Below are 13,929 nucleotides of genomic sequence, written 5' to 3'. Positions count from 1 at the left end.
CAAGACAATCAAGTTTACACAGAACTTTGAATCTTTTATGTTATACAAGAACTGCTTCTTTTTTTATTACAGTATTTTGAAGAACGAGATTGACCGGATCTCCAACTTGAAAGCGGGAAGTATGTTGAATCAATTCATGTACCGTCCATTCTTCTTCACCTACTTGTACGATGTAATACATTTCTTTTCCTTGATATTGAACAAATTTTACCACCCCATGCGAAGAACCTTCTTTTGCTTTAGACAGCGCCCATTGATCCGGACGGACAGGATATAGACCCTTTTTTTTCAAATTAATAGATACTCCTATATCCGGCCATTTTTCATTAGGAAATGGCTTCGGAATAAACATTTTTTCCTCCCATTTACCTTGAATTAAATTGCATTTGCCTACAAAAGTTGCAACAAATTCTGTCTCCGGCCTTGTAAAAATCATTTCCGGCCGGTCAATTTGTTCAATTTTCCCACGATTCATTACGACAATTCGATCTGCCATCGCAAATGCTTCGCTTTGATCATGGGTAACATATACAATGGAAGCATTTGTGTGACGATGAATGTGTTGAATCTCCTTTCTCATTTCCATTCGAAGTTCAGCATCTAAAGCACTGAGAGGCTCATCCATTAATAAAAGACCTGGTTCTGGCGCAATTGCACGTGCTAAAGACACCCGCTGTTTTTGTCCGCCGGAAAGTTCATGAGGATATCGTTGGGCTAGCGACTCTAACCCAACCATTCGTAAAACATTTTTCACTCTCTCCTCCCGCTGCTCCTTATCAGCCTTTGGAGCAAACGAATGATGCATTAAAGGAAATTGAACATGCTCATATACTGTCATATGCGGCCATAAGGCAAACGATTGAAAAACCATCCCTATGTTCCTTTTTTCCGGCGGGAGGACGGCTTCCGCTGAAGCAACAACAGTATCATTTATCGTAATGGTTCCGCTTGTCGGTTTCATAAAACCGGCCAGTAATTTTAATAATGTAGTCTTTCCACAACCAGAAGGTCCCAAAATGGCGATAAATTCTCCATCCTTGATTGTTAAATCAATGGAATGCAAAGCTGTGACATCCCCATATGATTTTGAAATCCCATCAAGCCGAATCATTTTGTTTTCAACACCTTTCGTCTCCAAACTTTTTCAAGGCTGATAAACAAAAAACTGCCGAACAAAATTCCTAAAACAATTAAACTTGAAAATGCTGTGGAATAAGTGGTATATCCAGCCTGTTCGTAGTTAAAAATAACAACTCCCACCGTTTCGGCTCCTGTAGACCATAGAAGGCTGGAAACCGTCAGTTCGGTCAAAGAGGTTAAAAAGACCAACAAGGCTCCGCCAATGATACCCGGCAAAAGAAGCGGCATGAGAATTCGCCGCCATTTGACCAAAGGTTTAGCCCCTGACGTACGAGCAGCTTCTTCAATGGAAGGCTCTACCTGTGTCAGCGCCGTGTAGCTTCCCCTAACCTGTAAAATGATAAATCTTGTAATGTAGGCAATAATTAAAATCCAAATGGAGCCGTAGATACCCGGGTTCCATCCTGGCAACGGCTGCATCCATGAAAAGATCATACTGAGAGCAAAGACAGTCCCCGGCAGTGCGTAAGGTATCGTTACAAACAGCTCCACTAACTTTGTCCATCTATTTGGTGATTTATAGCGAAGATACGCAATGGCCGTTCCGACAATCAATGAGACAATTGTCGTTAAGATCGCAAGCTTCATGCTGTTGCTGATCGCTGACATTGTTTTTGGATCAGAGAATAGAATGTATCGATAGTTTTCTAGTGATAAATTTTCTAATTGAAAAGGGAGCCCGTAAGCTTTTATTAATGATGTCGTACCCATTGAAACGAACGGAACGAAACTCGTAAACAACAAAAATGCCCAAACGGCTATTTCGATCAAACGCTTCCAAGTCAAAGATAAATGAATGCGAGGTTCTTTATCCCGTTTGACCGTTTCAATTACACGGCTTCGCCTTAAAAGAAGCCATTGAATAGACAGTCCGATTAAAGCAATTGCTCCCAACAAAATCGATAGAACGGCCGCTCTTGCAAAGGCAGCCGGTCCAAATCCGACGACTTCTTCGTAAATATACGTACTTAGCACACGAATGTTTGCCGGGATACCTAAAAAAGCAGGGATCCCAAAGTTATCAAGATTTGATAAAAAAGCGAGCATCCCGCCGCTGCAAATCCCGGGCAATGCTAGCGGAAGGATGACCTTACGTATAATAGTTCCTCTTTTAGCACCGCATGTTTGTGCCGCTTGCTCAAGCTCCAGAGGAATTTTTCTAAACACTTCCACCGTTAGTAAATATACAAGCGGATAATGAGACAAACCTAAAATAAAAATGATTCCACCTATGCTATACAAGTTTGGCAGCTTCCAATCTCCCGGAAGCATATGAAGAACAGCTGCAATTGGTCCATTGCCGCTAAAAAACTGAACCCATGCAAGTGTTGTAATGTATGAAGGAATAATAAACGGAAGAAAGATAAACAGCTGCATCCATTTTTTCCCGTTAATGTTTAAATAGGCGATAACCCATGCCATCGCAATCCCTAAAATAAGTGAAACCAAAGTAGAACCGATGACGATATAAAGCGTATTTTTCACAGTGATCCATGTTTGTTCTTCTTTCAGCACTTCTGAGTAATTCGAAAGTGAGACGGCACCCTCTTCTGTTAAACTTAATAAGATAAGGCGAAAAACGGGAACTATAAAAAATAAAATAATCAGTAAAAACCCGAAACCCATCCACAAGTTTTTCAATGGGAAGAAACGAGAAAACGAGGACGTGCTCCTCGTCATCCCTTTTGTTTGCTCTTTACCAGGAAACATCGTCCTCTCTCCTTTAATTATTGTTGACCAAATATTTCACCAAATTTTGCTTTATCTTCTTCACGAGATTGATAAAGCTCAGATATGTCTGCATTCAGTACGTTCAACTCATCAATCGTTTTTAATCCCTCTGGAGCATTAACGTCTTGGCGAATCGGTGTATATCCAAGTTCAGCTGCTAATTTTTGTCCTTCTTCTGATAAAACGAAATCTACGAAAGCTTTAGCTGCTTCTTCATTTTTTGTATCCTTCATAATACCGATCGGTTCAGTAATGACAGGAACGCCTTCTTTCGGATAGATGAATTCTACAGGTGAACCTTCTTTTTTGGCTCGCGCAGCGAGATAATCAACAACGATTCCGTATGCCTTTTCCCCTGAAGCAACCGATTTTAACACACCGCCATTCCCTTTCGTAACAGCCATTCCGTTTTCTTTTAAACGCTTGAAGAAATCCCATCCTAAATCGTTTTGTCTTGTAAACACTCCAAGATTGTATGCAGCTGCTCCTGAATAAAACGGGCTTGGCATAATCGCTTTTCCTTTTGCGTCGCTTTCCGTCAATAAATTCCAGCTATCAGGTATGTTTTGCACACTATTTGTGTTCACTGCAAGAACAGTTGCCATCACTTTTGTGCCTGTGTACATGCCGTCGCTGTCAATAAACTGACCCGGAATTTGTTCTGCTTCTTTTGATTTGTAAGAAAGTAAAAGATCGTCATTTTTTAAACTTTCAAACGTTACAGCGTCTGCAACAAGCAAAACATCTGCTTGAATGTTTCCAGCTTCTTTTTCAGCTTGTAATTTTGCAATCACTTCTTCCGTTCCTGACCGGAAAGTATTGACTTTTACATCAGGATATTTTTCATTAAAAGCTGTCACTAATCTTTGAGCATCTTCATCAGGCTGTGAAGTATAGAAATTAAGTTCCCCTGAGACTTCCTTCTTTTGTTCTGACTGCGTTTCTACATCATTGCTTGATGAGGCATTATTGCTGCTGCCACAGGCAGCTAATACAAAAAGTAATGTGAATATAGTGAAAGCGGACAACCATTTACGCATTGGAATGTTCCTCCTTACCCTCTTTTAAGAAATTTAAAGAGCATTTTCGAAACCAGCGTTCAATCTGTTCCATTTTCCGTTTGTGATGAACGGGAAACTCCACAGGTGAAACGGTAATATAACCTTCCTTTAGCTTTAAATAATCACTGTTTTCGTTGAGGTTTACTAATTGGTTTAATTCATCCTTTAACCAAAAATATACTTGACCGTGCGGATCGTTTAGCCCTACGTATCGATAACGGGAAACTGTCAAATCTAAAGGAACTACCTCAACACCTTTACAAAGATAAATCGGAATATTCGGTAAATTGATGTTTAAAAAAACTCCTTTAGGAATTCGGTTTTGTAAAATAATTTCAACCGCTTTATACAAAAGCTGTTTTGTTTTTAAATAATTTACCTTCGCTTCATCAAATTCGTTCAACGATACTGATACGGCTGGAACGTTGTAAAGAGAAGCCTCAACCGCACCTGCCAATGTACCAGAGTAATATAAATCCCTTCCTAAATTCGGACCAAGATTAATACCTGAAAACAAAATATCAGGCGGAGTCTTTAACAGTACTTCCATCCCAAGTTTGACGCAATCGGCCGGAGTACCGTTTACGGCCCATGCCCCTTTCGTTCCAGAGAATATTTCCACAGGTTTCACTTTTAATGGTGTTCTGAGAGTAATGGAATGGCCGACTGCGCTTCGCTCTTGGTCAGGACAAACGACATAAACTTCACCAAAATGCTGAAGAACTTCTACAAGTGCTTCGACTCCTGGCGCAAAAATTCCGTCATCGTTTGTAACTAAAATTCTCAACGGACGACCTCCTTCAATCGATTTCCGTTCCGTTTTATATACAGTACATTTTTCTTTAACACCATCAAATCTTTTGAAGCATCAAACCCTTCAATAATTACTGGAATATTCTCGATAGTTAAAAATTTGTTTAATATTTCTTCTCCGATATCACCGTCACCTAACGGTAAATGAAGAATTTCTTTTGTTGCATCACTAATATGAATTTTGTTTACCTCCGGCATTTCATTCCAGATAGAAAAAATGTCTGCGTGTAATGGAATGTGGGCGACATCAAATGTCGTTTGAATTTGCGGGAAAAAAGGTACAATCACTTTTTTTACGGCGGCTGGTTTAATAATAAACTCTTTCGCCTTCCATTCCATCATTTCTAACGATAACGTGAGTCCTTCTTGTCTAGCTTTTCGATCAAGTTCTTCCATTGATTCGAACAAAAGCTCTTCATGGATAGAAACGTCTGAATCCGCAAGAGTCAGCTTTCCTGGATGAAATGTAATATTATCAGCTCCAATTTGTGAAGCCAGCTCAATAGATCGAATAATTTCATGAACGGACTGCTTGCGAATGCCATTATTTAGAGAGCTTAAGTTTAAATCCCAGCTTGCTGCGTGCATCGTCAGCTGCATGTTTGTTTCTTCTTTGACCTGCCGGATTCGTTTAGGCATGCTTTCATATTTCCACACATGCTCTGCCCAAACCTCAACACCGACAAATTTTAACTCTTTTGCCAGCCTAATCACTTCCTCAACCGGAAATGCCCATGCAAGTGTAGAAGCAAAGCGTATATTCATCGAACTGATTTCCTCCTTTCTTATTTTTTAATGAAATGGAGAGATTCATTTTTACATTGCCGATTAGAGAAAGGTTTCGTGAGTTAAGTCCATGAAAATCACTTCCTCCTGAATCAACAATTGATTCTGACAAGCAATTGGAATATGTATGTCCACTTCCTTTTCATCTATCTTAAGTTTAGAAAAGATTTGTTAAGGAACACTTAAAGGCGGTTTGAACTTTTGTAAACATTCTGTAAATGAAAAAATAAAAATAAGAAATGAAAAAGCGGCTTCAAATCGCAATTATGCATCATTCTCAACTTAGAATGTAAATTGTTTGTAAATTTTTTACGATTTATTCATATTCTTTGCTAAATACACTCTTTTTTGTTTAGATATCACATGTGTTGTCATATTATAAAAATCATTGCGGACGTGATATTTTCCGAGTTTACTAGCAGTTTCCCACACAGATGAAAAAATTCAGTTTATTTTTCCAAATGAGATTGATCCCGGAAATAATCGCAAAATATTTTATATGCCCCTTTTGAGGACGCTAAAGGACATTTCGTTCAATGCGAAAATCCTTGCCGACAGTGGAATCTAAAAATTCTCTGCCTCTTCGGTTGTAGTACTTGAACTTAGCCTTCAATGCTGAATTCGCTGCTGATACAGCTTCAAAAAAGACAATGAAAAAGCGCTCAACACAATAAAATTTGACAGGCTCTGTTTGAGCGTGATATAGTTTGTTTTGAAAATACAGAAAATTTTTTAAATAATTAAAATTGTAAGCGCTTAAAGGGGGTAAAGATATGACAAGACAAGCAGTAAAGGATGCTCTCAAGGAAACTCTTGACAAGGTGTTGGATACCGCTGTAGGCAGGGCTGGAGGAGCCCCTGGTGTAGTTGCAATGGTAACTGACCGGGACGGAAACATCTATGAGGGGGCAGCCGGTGTACGCGATCTTGGAAAGAAAACACCGATGACCACCGATACAGTGTTCGCTCTTTTTTCGACCACGAAGGCCATCACCGGTACGGCATTGATGAAATTGGTCGAGGAAGGAAAAGTCAGTCTCGACGATCCGGTCAAGAAGTATGTACCTGAGATTGCCGAGATTCCAGTTCTCGAAGGGTTTGACAAAGACGGGCAGCCAAAACTAAGGGAAGCAAAAACCGACGTTACGATCAACATGTTGATGCTTCACACTGCCGGCTTCGGCTACGAGTTCTTCAGTCATGAAGATCGAAAATACCGTGAAGCAAAAGGAGTACCTTCCATTCTCACTAGTACATTTGACTCTGTAAAGAGCGTGCTTCTATTCGAGCCAGGTGAACGCTGGAACTATGGCGTCAACATCGACTGGGTTGGTAAAGTTGTTGAAGCCGTATCCGGTAAACGACTGGGCGAAGTGATGGCAGAGCGTATTTTTGCTCCACTCGGCATGTCCGACATCGGTTTCACGTTATCACCGTCGATGATGGAACGCCGCGCAACCATCCACAGCCGCAGTCAGGATGGTCAACTCACACCAAAACCTGAGCTTATTCTCCCGCAATCTCCAGAAATGGATATGGGAGGACATGGTTTGTATGCGAGCATTGGCGAATACACGAAGTTTATCCGAATGATTCTGAATGACGGTGCGGGTGTACTCAAACCAGAAACAGTCGCGCAAATGTCTCAAAACGGACTTGGGGAATTGAAGAGCGGCGGATGGATTTCGTCCGATCCAACGCTGGCTAATGACGGCGAGTTCTACCCCGGCGTACAAAAGTCGTGGTCTTATACATTCCAGGTAAACGATGAACCTACCCCTACAGGTCGTCCAGCAGGCCAATTGATGTGGTCGGGATTGGCTAACCTGTTTTACTGGATTGATCGCAAAAACGGGATTGGCGGATATTGGGCTACGCAAATATTTCCGTTCCAAGATGTGGGTTCATACTTAGGCTTCCTCGAATTCGAGTCAGCAGTCTATAGTACGTTGAAACGGTTCGGTCAGATTACGACTTGATCTAGGGAATGGAGACTATACAGATGACTCCCCCGCTTACTCCGTATCATGTCACAAAGTGCGGATGGATGATCATATAAAGTATTTTCTTTCTAACATACACTTCAGCGGCGGAAGCCATAGCTTAAGAGCTTGTTAGAAATATATTCGATAGCGCTTTCTTTAAGAATCCTTTTATGCACTGCATTTATCAATATCAATCATTGAATATCGGAGATTTTCCGGACCAATCTTTTTGCCTATCCAGCAAACTGAAACAAATTTTTAAGGGGCTTTCTAATAAGTCGATTTTCCGGCTTATAGACGCCCCTTTAATGTTTTAGAAACGTTGATATATCAACGCTTATGATGCTTCGATTTCAGTGGATTTTGACTTGCTGGACAGCCCCTGTTTGTGCTTCGAGCAGCCTTTATTGTCTTTTACATTATGACTTCGGTGAAATCTGTCAGAAATGTATATTTCCATCAAAATCACGAATTAGACTTCAATATATTAGATGAAATGAAAATTTGTGAGCGTCATAAGATACAGTCTTTACAACTTTCGTTAGAAATTCAACCTTGGAACCACCATATCGTAACAATAGTTAGAAATAAAAGATATATGAATGATATAATTCGGAAGAGCCTTTTTTTATTTTTAAACGGCGGCTTCCACATTATGACGATAATGGCAGGAGCAAACAGCGTGATTAAAATGAGTTTTATCTCAATAAATGCTATACATAAAGCTAATAATATGGAAACGTAAAAAACGGGTATAAACCATGTGCTTTTTTCATTTTCTTCATCATCTGACCCATTATTCGAATCATTCAGCAATTTTTCTAAGTTTAGTTTTTCCCATAGCATATGCTTTACACCTCCTCATGAAAATTGGGCCATTAAATATGGAGTGATCTTAGCCTCTACAACGGCAGCGATAAATGTCAAAATGATCATTAGAAAAAAGAATGTAAAGATGTCCTTTAAAAAAACGGAATTTGATTCTCCCCTCATTTTGGCAATGACCGCATCAATCAGTTTAAACCCAATAGAACCCGCAATAATCATAGCAGGAATCTCAAATATACCATGTGGAACTAGGGCTGTTACAATCTAAATTAGATCGTTCCCATGTTGAAGACTGTGCATGATAGATACACCAACTAAAAAACCATTGACTAGTAATAAAGCAGCAGAAAAAATTCCAAAAGTAAATATAGTAAAGCTTATGAAAACATCCGCAAGTACGTTATGTATAAAATAATCAAATATAGTACGCCCAACATTTGGTTCCTGTCTTTCTACAGGTAAGATATTGCAAAAAAAATACCATGATAATTCCAATCACGTATATTATAAACGCCACTGATAAAACCCGCTTATTTCGCAGTAGAACGTTTTTTATTTAACCAAAATCTTCCATATCGTTAATAATCATATTTTCGAAATTTATTATGTTTTTCATGTTCGTGTATTCCTTTAATATTTCCCCATTGATTAAAACTCCTACACGATCGCATAGATTTTGAGCAACATGCACTAAATGAGTAGACATGAAAATAATTTTTCCACTATCTGCGTATTCCCTTAAAAACTTTTTCATAAACATTGTTGTCGGAGGATCAAATGAGCTTAGCGGCTCATCTAGTAAAAGCACATCCGGTTCATGAATGATAGCACCGGCAACAGACAGCTTATGCTTCATACCAAAGGAAAGAGTTGAAATCATTTCATTTTCCTTATCTTTTAGTGAAAAATTTTTTAACAACATTTGAATACGGTCAGTTTTTTGCGAATCGGGTACTTGCTGCAGGTCAGCTATAAAATCTAAATATTCCTTTGGAGTAAGATAATTATAAATAAAAGGTGTGTCCGGCACATAACCTATATATTGTAAAAATTCGGATCGATCATCATCAATTGTCTTACCGTCAATAAATATTTTTCCAGAGTCTGGAGTGACCAATCCGATTATACATTTAAGCAAAGTGGATTTCCCAGCACCGTTTGGCCCTAATAGTCCATATATTTCTCCTCTTTTTAATGTAATATTAATTGATTTTAATACATCATACTCCTTATACCTTTTCGAAACATCTTTTATAATCATCTGCTCATCTCCCAATGAGAAGTACCGACTCGTTTAATCCAAAAGTAAAAGAATATAAAAAAGCTTATGAATAGCAAGGAAGAACCTGAGATTGCCAACACATTAAAAAGAATGCTGCTGATGTAGTTTTTCCAGTAAAGAACCCCCAACAGCCCATATATTTCTAAATTTAATATTAAAACAATTCCAAGAATCGTGTGTTCAAAAACAGAAGCTTTAACGGAAGAGCCAACATCTTCAATATGTTCCCAATCCAGACGCGGATACAAAAACGTTCCAATAATTTGAGCACTGCTGATGATAATAGCGGTAGTATTTACAAGGACAAATATCATAATGACAGTACTTAGTTTCAGATGAAAAAACGATACAACACATATAAATAAAACGTTCATGACGATCAAAATAGGAATAACATGTAAAATCGCCTTGCTTACGATTAACTGGTTCAAAGAAGAGCCTGACCCTTTATATAAAAGCAAGTTCTCCCTTTCAGCATCAGCTGATGTAATCCCTAATAATCCGTCTCCTAAAAACGAGACATTTAACGAAACTGCAAAGATGATCGGATATATTACGAAAAAAGCCGGGAATTCAAACCAATTTTGCATCATTCCTAATCCGAGCAATAAACCGATTTCGGAAGCCAGCATATAGATAGATAAATAAAACCTCTTTTTTATTAAAAAGTTCGCTCGAGTGAAAGCGATGAAATCTTTTTTCATAACCGCCAAAACTTTTCTTGATAGAAGTTTTTTTAGTTTCCTATAAACAAAGTTAGGAAAAGATCTGTTTTTTATTATGTTGACATTTGTTTTTTCATTGGAAAGCTGCGAAATATCTTTTACGTCTAAATACTTATTTACAATAAGATACGAAATATAAATTAGAATGATTCCAATAATCAGCAACAGCGGTTGATAATAGAGAAAGTATTCTACTTCCATTAGTGTATTAAATAACCAATTAGTAGGCAGCACATAACCAGTCAAAATCACATCAAGATTGAATCTAGAAATAGAATGAACGATTGATTCTATAAAGTTTTCCTCATAAAAGTAGCTAAAACCTAACCAGCCAAATACAATCGTAGACAGAAATGATAGCAGCATAACAAAAACGAAAGAAAGTACACTTTTCACAGCTGACTGAAAAACAACATGCAAAACCTTTGAATATATTATGTACAATCCTGAAGAATAAAAACTGACGACCCCAATTAAAAAAAGAACATAAAATGGAAAAGATACAAATAACAATAGCCGAGAAGTTATTGATTCTTCTGCAAAATTTAAAACGTAGAACAGGATTGGATATAAAAAGAAAAGAGTCGAAAACAGTGACTTGAAAATGATTTGCGTAAAAAATCTTACCAATAATATATCTTTTGGATCTGTTTTCACAGAGTATAGTAAGAGAAAATCTTCCGGATAAACAAACCTTTGCAAAATATCATGAGAAGAACGAAGATTGTTGATTAAATTCCATAATACTAGCAAATTGACTATCAAAACAGCTGTTTGAGAAAAATAAAGAATGATCAGTTCTACTAAATGATATAGGATAAAATTGTATACTCCAAAAATGAAAACAAATAAAACTAGTAATATTTTTTGATTCAATAAATTTTCCCCAAACGGAAAGAAAAAAAGAAATCTATTGACATAGCGCCTAAAATTCAACTTGAAATTCGAATAAAATAGATTAGATTTTAACATACTGCCCCCTGAATTTAAAATCTAGGGTGATGGCAAAAATTATTTCGCCATCACTCGATTTTTTTAATTTGCCATTTCGAGCCCATTCTTTATCTAGATTGAATATATCATAAATAATAGAAAAAATTCCATATTCTGATAAATTTTATTTTAGGGGAAATGCCCGCGCTTTTTTAATAAGCGTCCATTTTACAGAGATGATTTGACGATTACATGAGAGAGTTACAAAAAGTGAACTGGAGCAGGTTGCCTTTTGCCGTTGAAGTAGCTTCAAGTGCTGAAAGATGAGGGGAATAGATTGACAGAACTTCTCTTTAACATGAGATTCTTTTACCAGTAATTTTGTTGAAGCCCTTACAGAAAATCATAATTAAAGGATGAACGCAAAACGGAATGTTTAATAAGTTGTCAGTTTCTGTATTCTATCTTCCAAACCGAAATGCTGAAAGCCTAATGATAGGGAAAAGAGTAAAAATTGTCAAAAAAGCCGCAGTTATTGTTCTCATTGCTGAGGGAGCTCTTGCACGCTGCAATTTGGCAGGAACAATGAAAAGGGAGAAAAGAAATTGAATAAAGGACTTTTTTTATATGTAAGTCCTTTATCCGTTCAAAACGATAATAATCGGAAGGCAAAAGGCTGTAAATTGTTGTTAAAATAATCGCCGAAATAAAGAATCAATTTAATATTCATCTGTTTCCCACTGTTAATGACGGAACATATTTTTTACACACTACAATTATTGAAAAGAGAAGCGTTTTATGCCCGAATTATATTCCTAACTTGGCTCCAAAAAAAATGAAAGTTGAGAGCTTCTTACATTTACGATAATGTTTTCTTGCTTTCACATAGCTTTTGATAGCGTTCGAGAAGTTTTTCATATCGAACCATTCCGGCATCTTTGCTGCCTAGTTCAAAATTTCCATAAAAGCCGTGAAAATCAGATCCTCCTGTTTCGATCAGCTCGAATTGGTCCGCATAATATTTGACAAGTTCTTCGTCCTTAGGTCCATGCAAAGGGTGAACTGCTTCGACGCCTTCTAAGCCAATCTCAACCCACTCGGGGATTGCATCAAAATTGTTGAATTGTTTTGGATGGGCAAGTACCGGCAGACCGCCCGCCTCGCGGATGGCAACAATCGCATCTTCCACATCGACATACTGTATAGGTATGTGCGCTAATCCTTGCGGCTTTCCTTCCCCGCCTTTTGAAAAAAGCTTATCATATAGATCGCCATAGATTTTGTCAGCGTATCCTTTGTTTATTAAAGCATGCATAATATGCTGTTTGTATACCCCTGTGCCGTCTTTGGCGAATTGTTCTACTTCTTCCCATGAAATGTTAAAACCTGCTTTCATAATTCTTTTCGTCATTTCATATGATGCTAGGTGTCTCATCTTTAACAGCGGGCTGCACAGGTTTTCAATCGCTTCGTGATGCGGTTCCACAAAAAAGCCTAAAATATGGGCTCTCCGTTGTCTTTTATAGTCATAAGCCGAAATCTCGATCCCTGGAATAATGGTTACTCCGAGCTGCTCTCCTATATATTTCGCTTCCTTTAATCCTTTTGTCGTATCATGGTCCGTAATTGCCAAATGGGTGATTCCTTTTTCTTTCGCAAGAGAAATTACTTCAAATAGACTCATTGAGCCATCTGATATATTTGAATGACAATGTAAATCAATCATTACGGTCAACACCTGCTTTCACTGTTTTTATAAAATAATTAATGAGTTTCACGCAAATTTACCTTCATTCTTGTCGAAACAAATTCGAAAATGATCGCTAAAACAAGAATGAAGTAAGTAATCATTCCGATTTCCCTTAAATCAAAATAAAATCCGCTCGCCATAAACAAATCAAATCCGATCCCGCCTGCTCCTGCGGCAGCACCCATCGCAACGGCAACGGAAAAGTTAATCTCAAATCTCATAAACGTCCAAGAAATTAAATATGTCATTGACGAGGGGATTACCGTCTGAAACACAATTTGCCACCAATTGGCCCCGCAGCCCTTTAATGCTTCGATCACACCTTCATCCAGCTCTTCGAATGATTCAGAATATGCTTTAATCAAATAGCCAATGGAGTGAAACGTCATGCCAATAACAGCTGCAACACTTCCTAGACCAGCAGCGACGGAAAAAATCAGCACCCACAAAACAGTAGGAACGGCGCGAATAAATGCAACAAAGGCTTTAATGGTATTGGAAACAACTTTATTTGATAAATTTTGCGCTGCCAACAGCCCTAGAAAAAGTGCAATAACAGCTCCGAACACTGTCGTCAAAAAAGCAAGCCCCAAGGTTATCAACACTTGATAGATTGCTTCTGTTATAGTTAAACGCGAAAAGCTTGCTTCGAAAAACATTGTTTTAAAATTCGCAAATGTTTCTTTTAATCCAGACATGAAATTTGTATCGCCATAATCAAACATTGTAAAGCCATAAACAGTAATAACGAATAATGCTGTCAATGTCAGCCGGATGGCAATTGCCTGCTTCGTCAACGGTTTCACTTTTATTTTCGAAGAATGCGTTAATTTTCCGCTGTCTTTCAGAGTGCTTCCAGTTTTCATCAACCATTCATTATTCATATCATCACCCT

The 13,929-nt window shown here is 38.0% G+C and carries 13 protein-coding genes; 2 read left to right on the top strand and 11 right to left on the bottom strand.

The features are described 5' to 3' along the window. Positions 1–40: 40 nt before the first annotated feature. Genes NSQ71_RS02535 through NSQ71_RS02515 form a run of 5 tightly spaced genes read right to left on the bottom strand, consistent with a single transcriptional unit; the run spans position 41 to position 5,510 of the window. On the bottom strand, positions 41–1,111 hold the full coding sequence (locus NSQ71_RS02535; protein WP_066248188.1) for an ABC transporter ATP-binding protein: 1,071 nt from the start codon (positions 1,109–1,111) through the stop codon (positions 41–43). Further along, positions 1,108–2,850 carry an ABC transporter permease gene (locus NSQ71_RS02530; protein ID WP_340732709.1) on the bottom strand — a complete coding sequence of 581 codons (1,743 nt, stop codon included), beginning with the start codon at positions 2,848–2,850 and terminating at the stop codon, positions 1,108–1,110. The genes NSQ71_RS02535 and NSQ71_RS02530 overlap by 4 nt, the downstream gene beginning before the upstream one ends. A 17-nt stretch (positions 2,851–2,867) precedes the next feature. After that, a complete protein-coding gene (locus NSQ71_RS02525) occupies positions 2,868–3,911 on the bottom strand; it encodes an ABC transporter substrate-binding protein (RefSeq protein WP_340732707.1) in 1,044 nt (347 codons plus the stop codon). Beyond that, positions 3,904–4,719, bottom strand: coding sequence for a 5'/3'-nucleotidase SurE (gene surE / locus NSQ71_RS02520; protein WP_066248180.1), 816 nt, complete (start codon positions 4,717–4,719; stop codon positions 3,904–3,906). Before surE ends, NSQ71_RS02525 begins: the two co-directional genes overlap by 8 nt. Beyond that, positions 4,716–5,510, bottom strand: coding sequence for a sugar phosphate isomerase/epimerase family protein (locus NSQ71_RS02515; protein ID WP_066248178.1), 795 nt, complete (start codon positions 5,508–5,510; stop codon positions 4,716–4,718). Before NSQ71_RS02515 ends, surE begins: the two co-directional genes overlap by 4 nt. A gap of 794 nt (positions 5,511–6,304) precedes the next feature. On the opposite strand from NSQ71_RS02515, the gene NSQ71_RS02510 reads away from it, so the two are divergent. Beyond that, the gene (locus NSQ71_RS02510) at positions 6,305–7,510 is read left to right on the top strand and encodes a serine hydrolase domain-containing protein (RefSeq protein ID WP_311066826.1); all 1,206 of its coding nucleotides are present in this window, start codon (positions 6,305–6,307) and stop codon (positions 7,508–7,510) included. Between the two features lie 555 nt (positions 7,511–8,065). On the opposite strand, the gene NSQ71_RS02505 is transcribed toward NSQ71_RS02510, so the two are convergent. The 4 genes from NSQ71_RS02505 to NSQ71_RS02490 all read right to left on the bottom strand — a co-directional run bounded on the left by NSQ71_RS02505 (position 8,066) and on the right by NSQ71_RS02490 (position 11,227). After that, complete coding sequence (locus NSQ71_RS02505) at positions 8,066–8,362, bottom strand: hypothetical protein (protein ID WP_063387903.1); 297 nt, start codon at positions 8,360–8,362, stop codon at positions 8,066–8,068. Positions 8,363–8,377: 15 nt separating this feature from the next. Then, the gene (locus tag NSQ71_RS02500; protein ID WP_340734393.1) at positions 8,378–8,608 is read right to left on the bottom strand and encodes a stage II sporulation protein M; all 231 of its coding nucleotides are present in this window, start codon (positions 8,606–8,608) and stop codon (positions 8,378–8,380) included. Between the two features lie 292 nt (positions 8,609–8,900). Next, the gene (locus NSQ71_RS02495) at positions 8,901–9,605 is read right to left on the bottom strand and encodes an ABC transporter ATP-binding protein (protein ID WP_340732703.1); all 705 of its coding nucleotides are present in this window, start codon (positions 9,603–9,605) and stop codon (positions 8,901–8,903) included. Next, entirely contained in the window at positions 9,602–11,227 is a 1,626-nt protein-coding gene (locus NSQ71_RS02490) for a hypothetical protein (protein ID WP_340732702.1), read from the bottom strand. Before NSQ71_RS02490 ends, NSQ71_RS02495 begins: the two co-directional genes overlap by 4 nt. A gap of 489 nt (positions 11,228–11,716) precedes the next feature. On the opposite strand from NSQ71_RS02490, the gene NSQ71_RS02485 reads away from it, so the two are divergent. Continuing rightward, on the top strand, positions 11,717–11,893 hold the full coding sequence (locus NSQ71_RS02485) for a hypothetical protein (protein WP_340732700.1): 177 nt from the start codon (positions 11,717–11,719) through the stop codon (positions 11,891–11,893). Positions 11,894–12,143: 250 nt separating this feature from the next. Here the strand turns inward: NSQ71_RS02485 and NSQ71_RS02480 are convergent, their stop codons facing one another. Continuing rightward, positions 12,144–13,010, bottom strand: coding sequence for a PHP domain-containing protein (locus NSQ71_RS02480; RefSeq protein ID WP_130156538.1), 867 nt, complete (start codon positions 13,008–13,010; stop codon positions 12,144–12,146). A 38-nt stretch (positions 13,011–13,048) separates the two neighbouring features. Further along, positions 13,049–13,900: a PhnE/PtxC family ABC transporter permease gene (locus NSQ71_RS02475; protein ID WP_340734392.1), complete on the bottom strand. Its 852-nt coding sequence runs from the start codon at positions 13,898–13,900 to the stop codon at positions 13,049–13,051. Positions 13,901–13,929 lie beyond the last annotated feature (29 nt).

The sequence above is a fragment of the Aeribacillus sp. FSL M8-0235 genome, from assembly GCF_038000355.1.
Lineage (GTDB): Bacteria > Bacillota > Bacilli > Bacillales > Aeribacillaceae > Aeribacillus > Aeribacillus composti.
This window is presented reverse-complemented; position numbering and strand designations above follow the sequence as displayed.

Coding starts and splice junctions, on each gene's coding strand:
- NSQ71_RS02515 (WP_066248178.1), bottom strand. CDS start 5,510: ATGAATATACGCTTTGCTTCTACACTTGCATGGGCATTTCCGGTTGAG.
- NSQ71_RS02475 (WP_340734392.1), bottom strand. CDS start 13,900: ATGAAAACTGGAAGCACTCTGAAAGACAGCGGAAAATTAACGCATTCT.
- NSQ71_RS02485 (WP_340732700.1), top strand. CDS start 11,717: ATGTTTAATAAGTTGTCAGTTTCTGTATTCTATCTTCCAAACCGAAAT.
- NSQ71_RS02495 (WP_340732703.1), bottom strand. CDS start 9,605: ATGATTATAAAAGATGTTTCGAAAAGGTATAAGGAGTATGATGTATTA.
- NSQ71_RS02480 (WP_130156538.1), bottom strand. CDS start 13,010: ATGATTGATTTACATTGTCATTCAAATATATCAGATGGCTCAATGAGT.
- NSQ71_RS02530 (WP_340732709.1), bottom strand. CDS start 2,850: ATGTTTCCTGGTAAAGAGCAAACAAAAGGGATGACGAGGAGCACGTCC.
- NSQ71_RS02510 (WP_311066826.1), top strand. CDS start 6,305: ATGACAAGACAAGCAGTAAAGGATGCTCTCAAGGAAACTCTTGACAAG.
- NSQ71_RS02525 (WP_340732707.1), bottom strand. CDS start 3,911: ATGCGTAAATGGTTGTCCGCTTTCACTATATTCACATTACTTTTTGTA.
- NSQ71_RS02535 (WP_066248188.1), bottom strand. CDS start 1,111: ATGATTCGGCTTGATGGGATTTCAAAATCATATGGGGATGTCACAGCT.
- NSQ71_RS02505 (WP_063387903.1), bottom strand. CDS start 8,362: ATGCTATGGGAAAAACTAAACTTAGAAAAATTGCTGAATGATTCGAAT.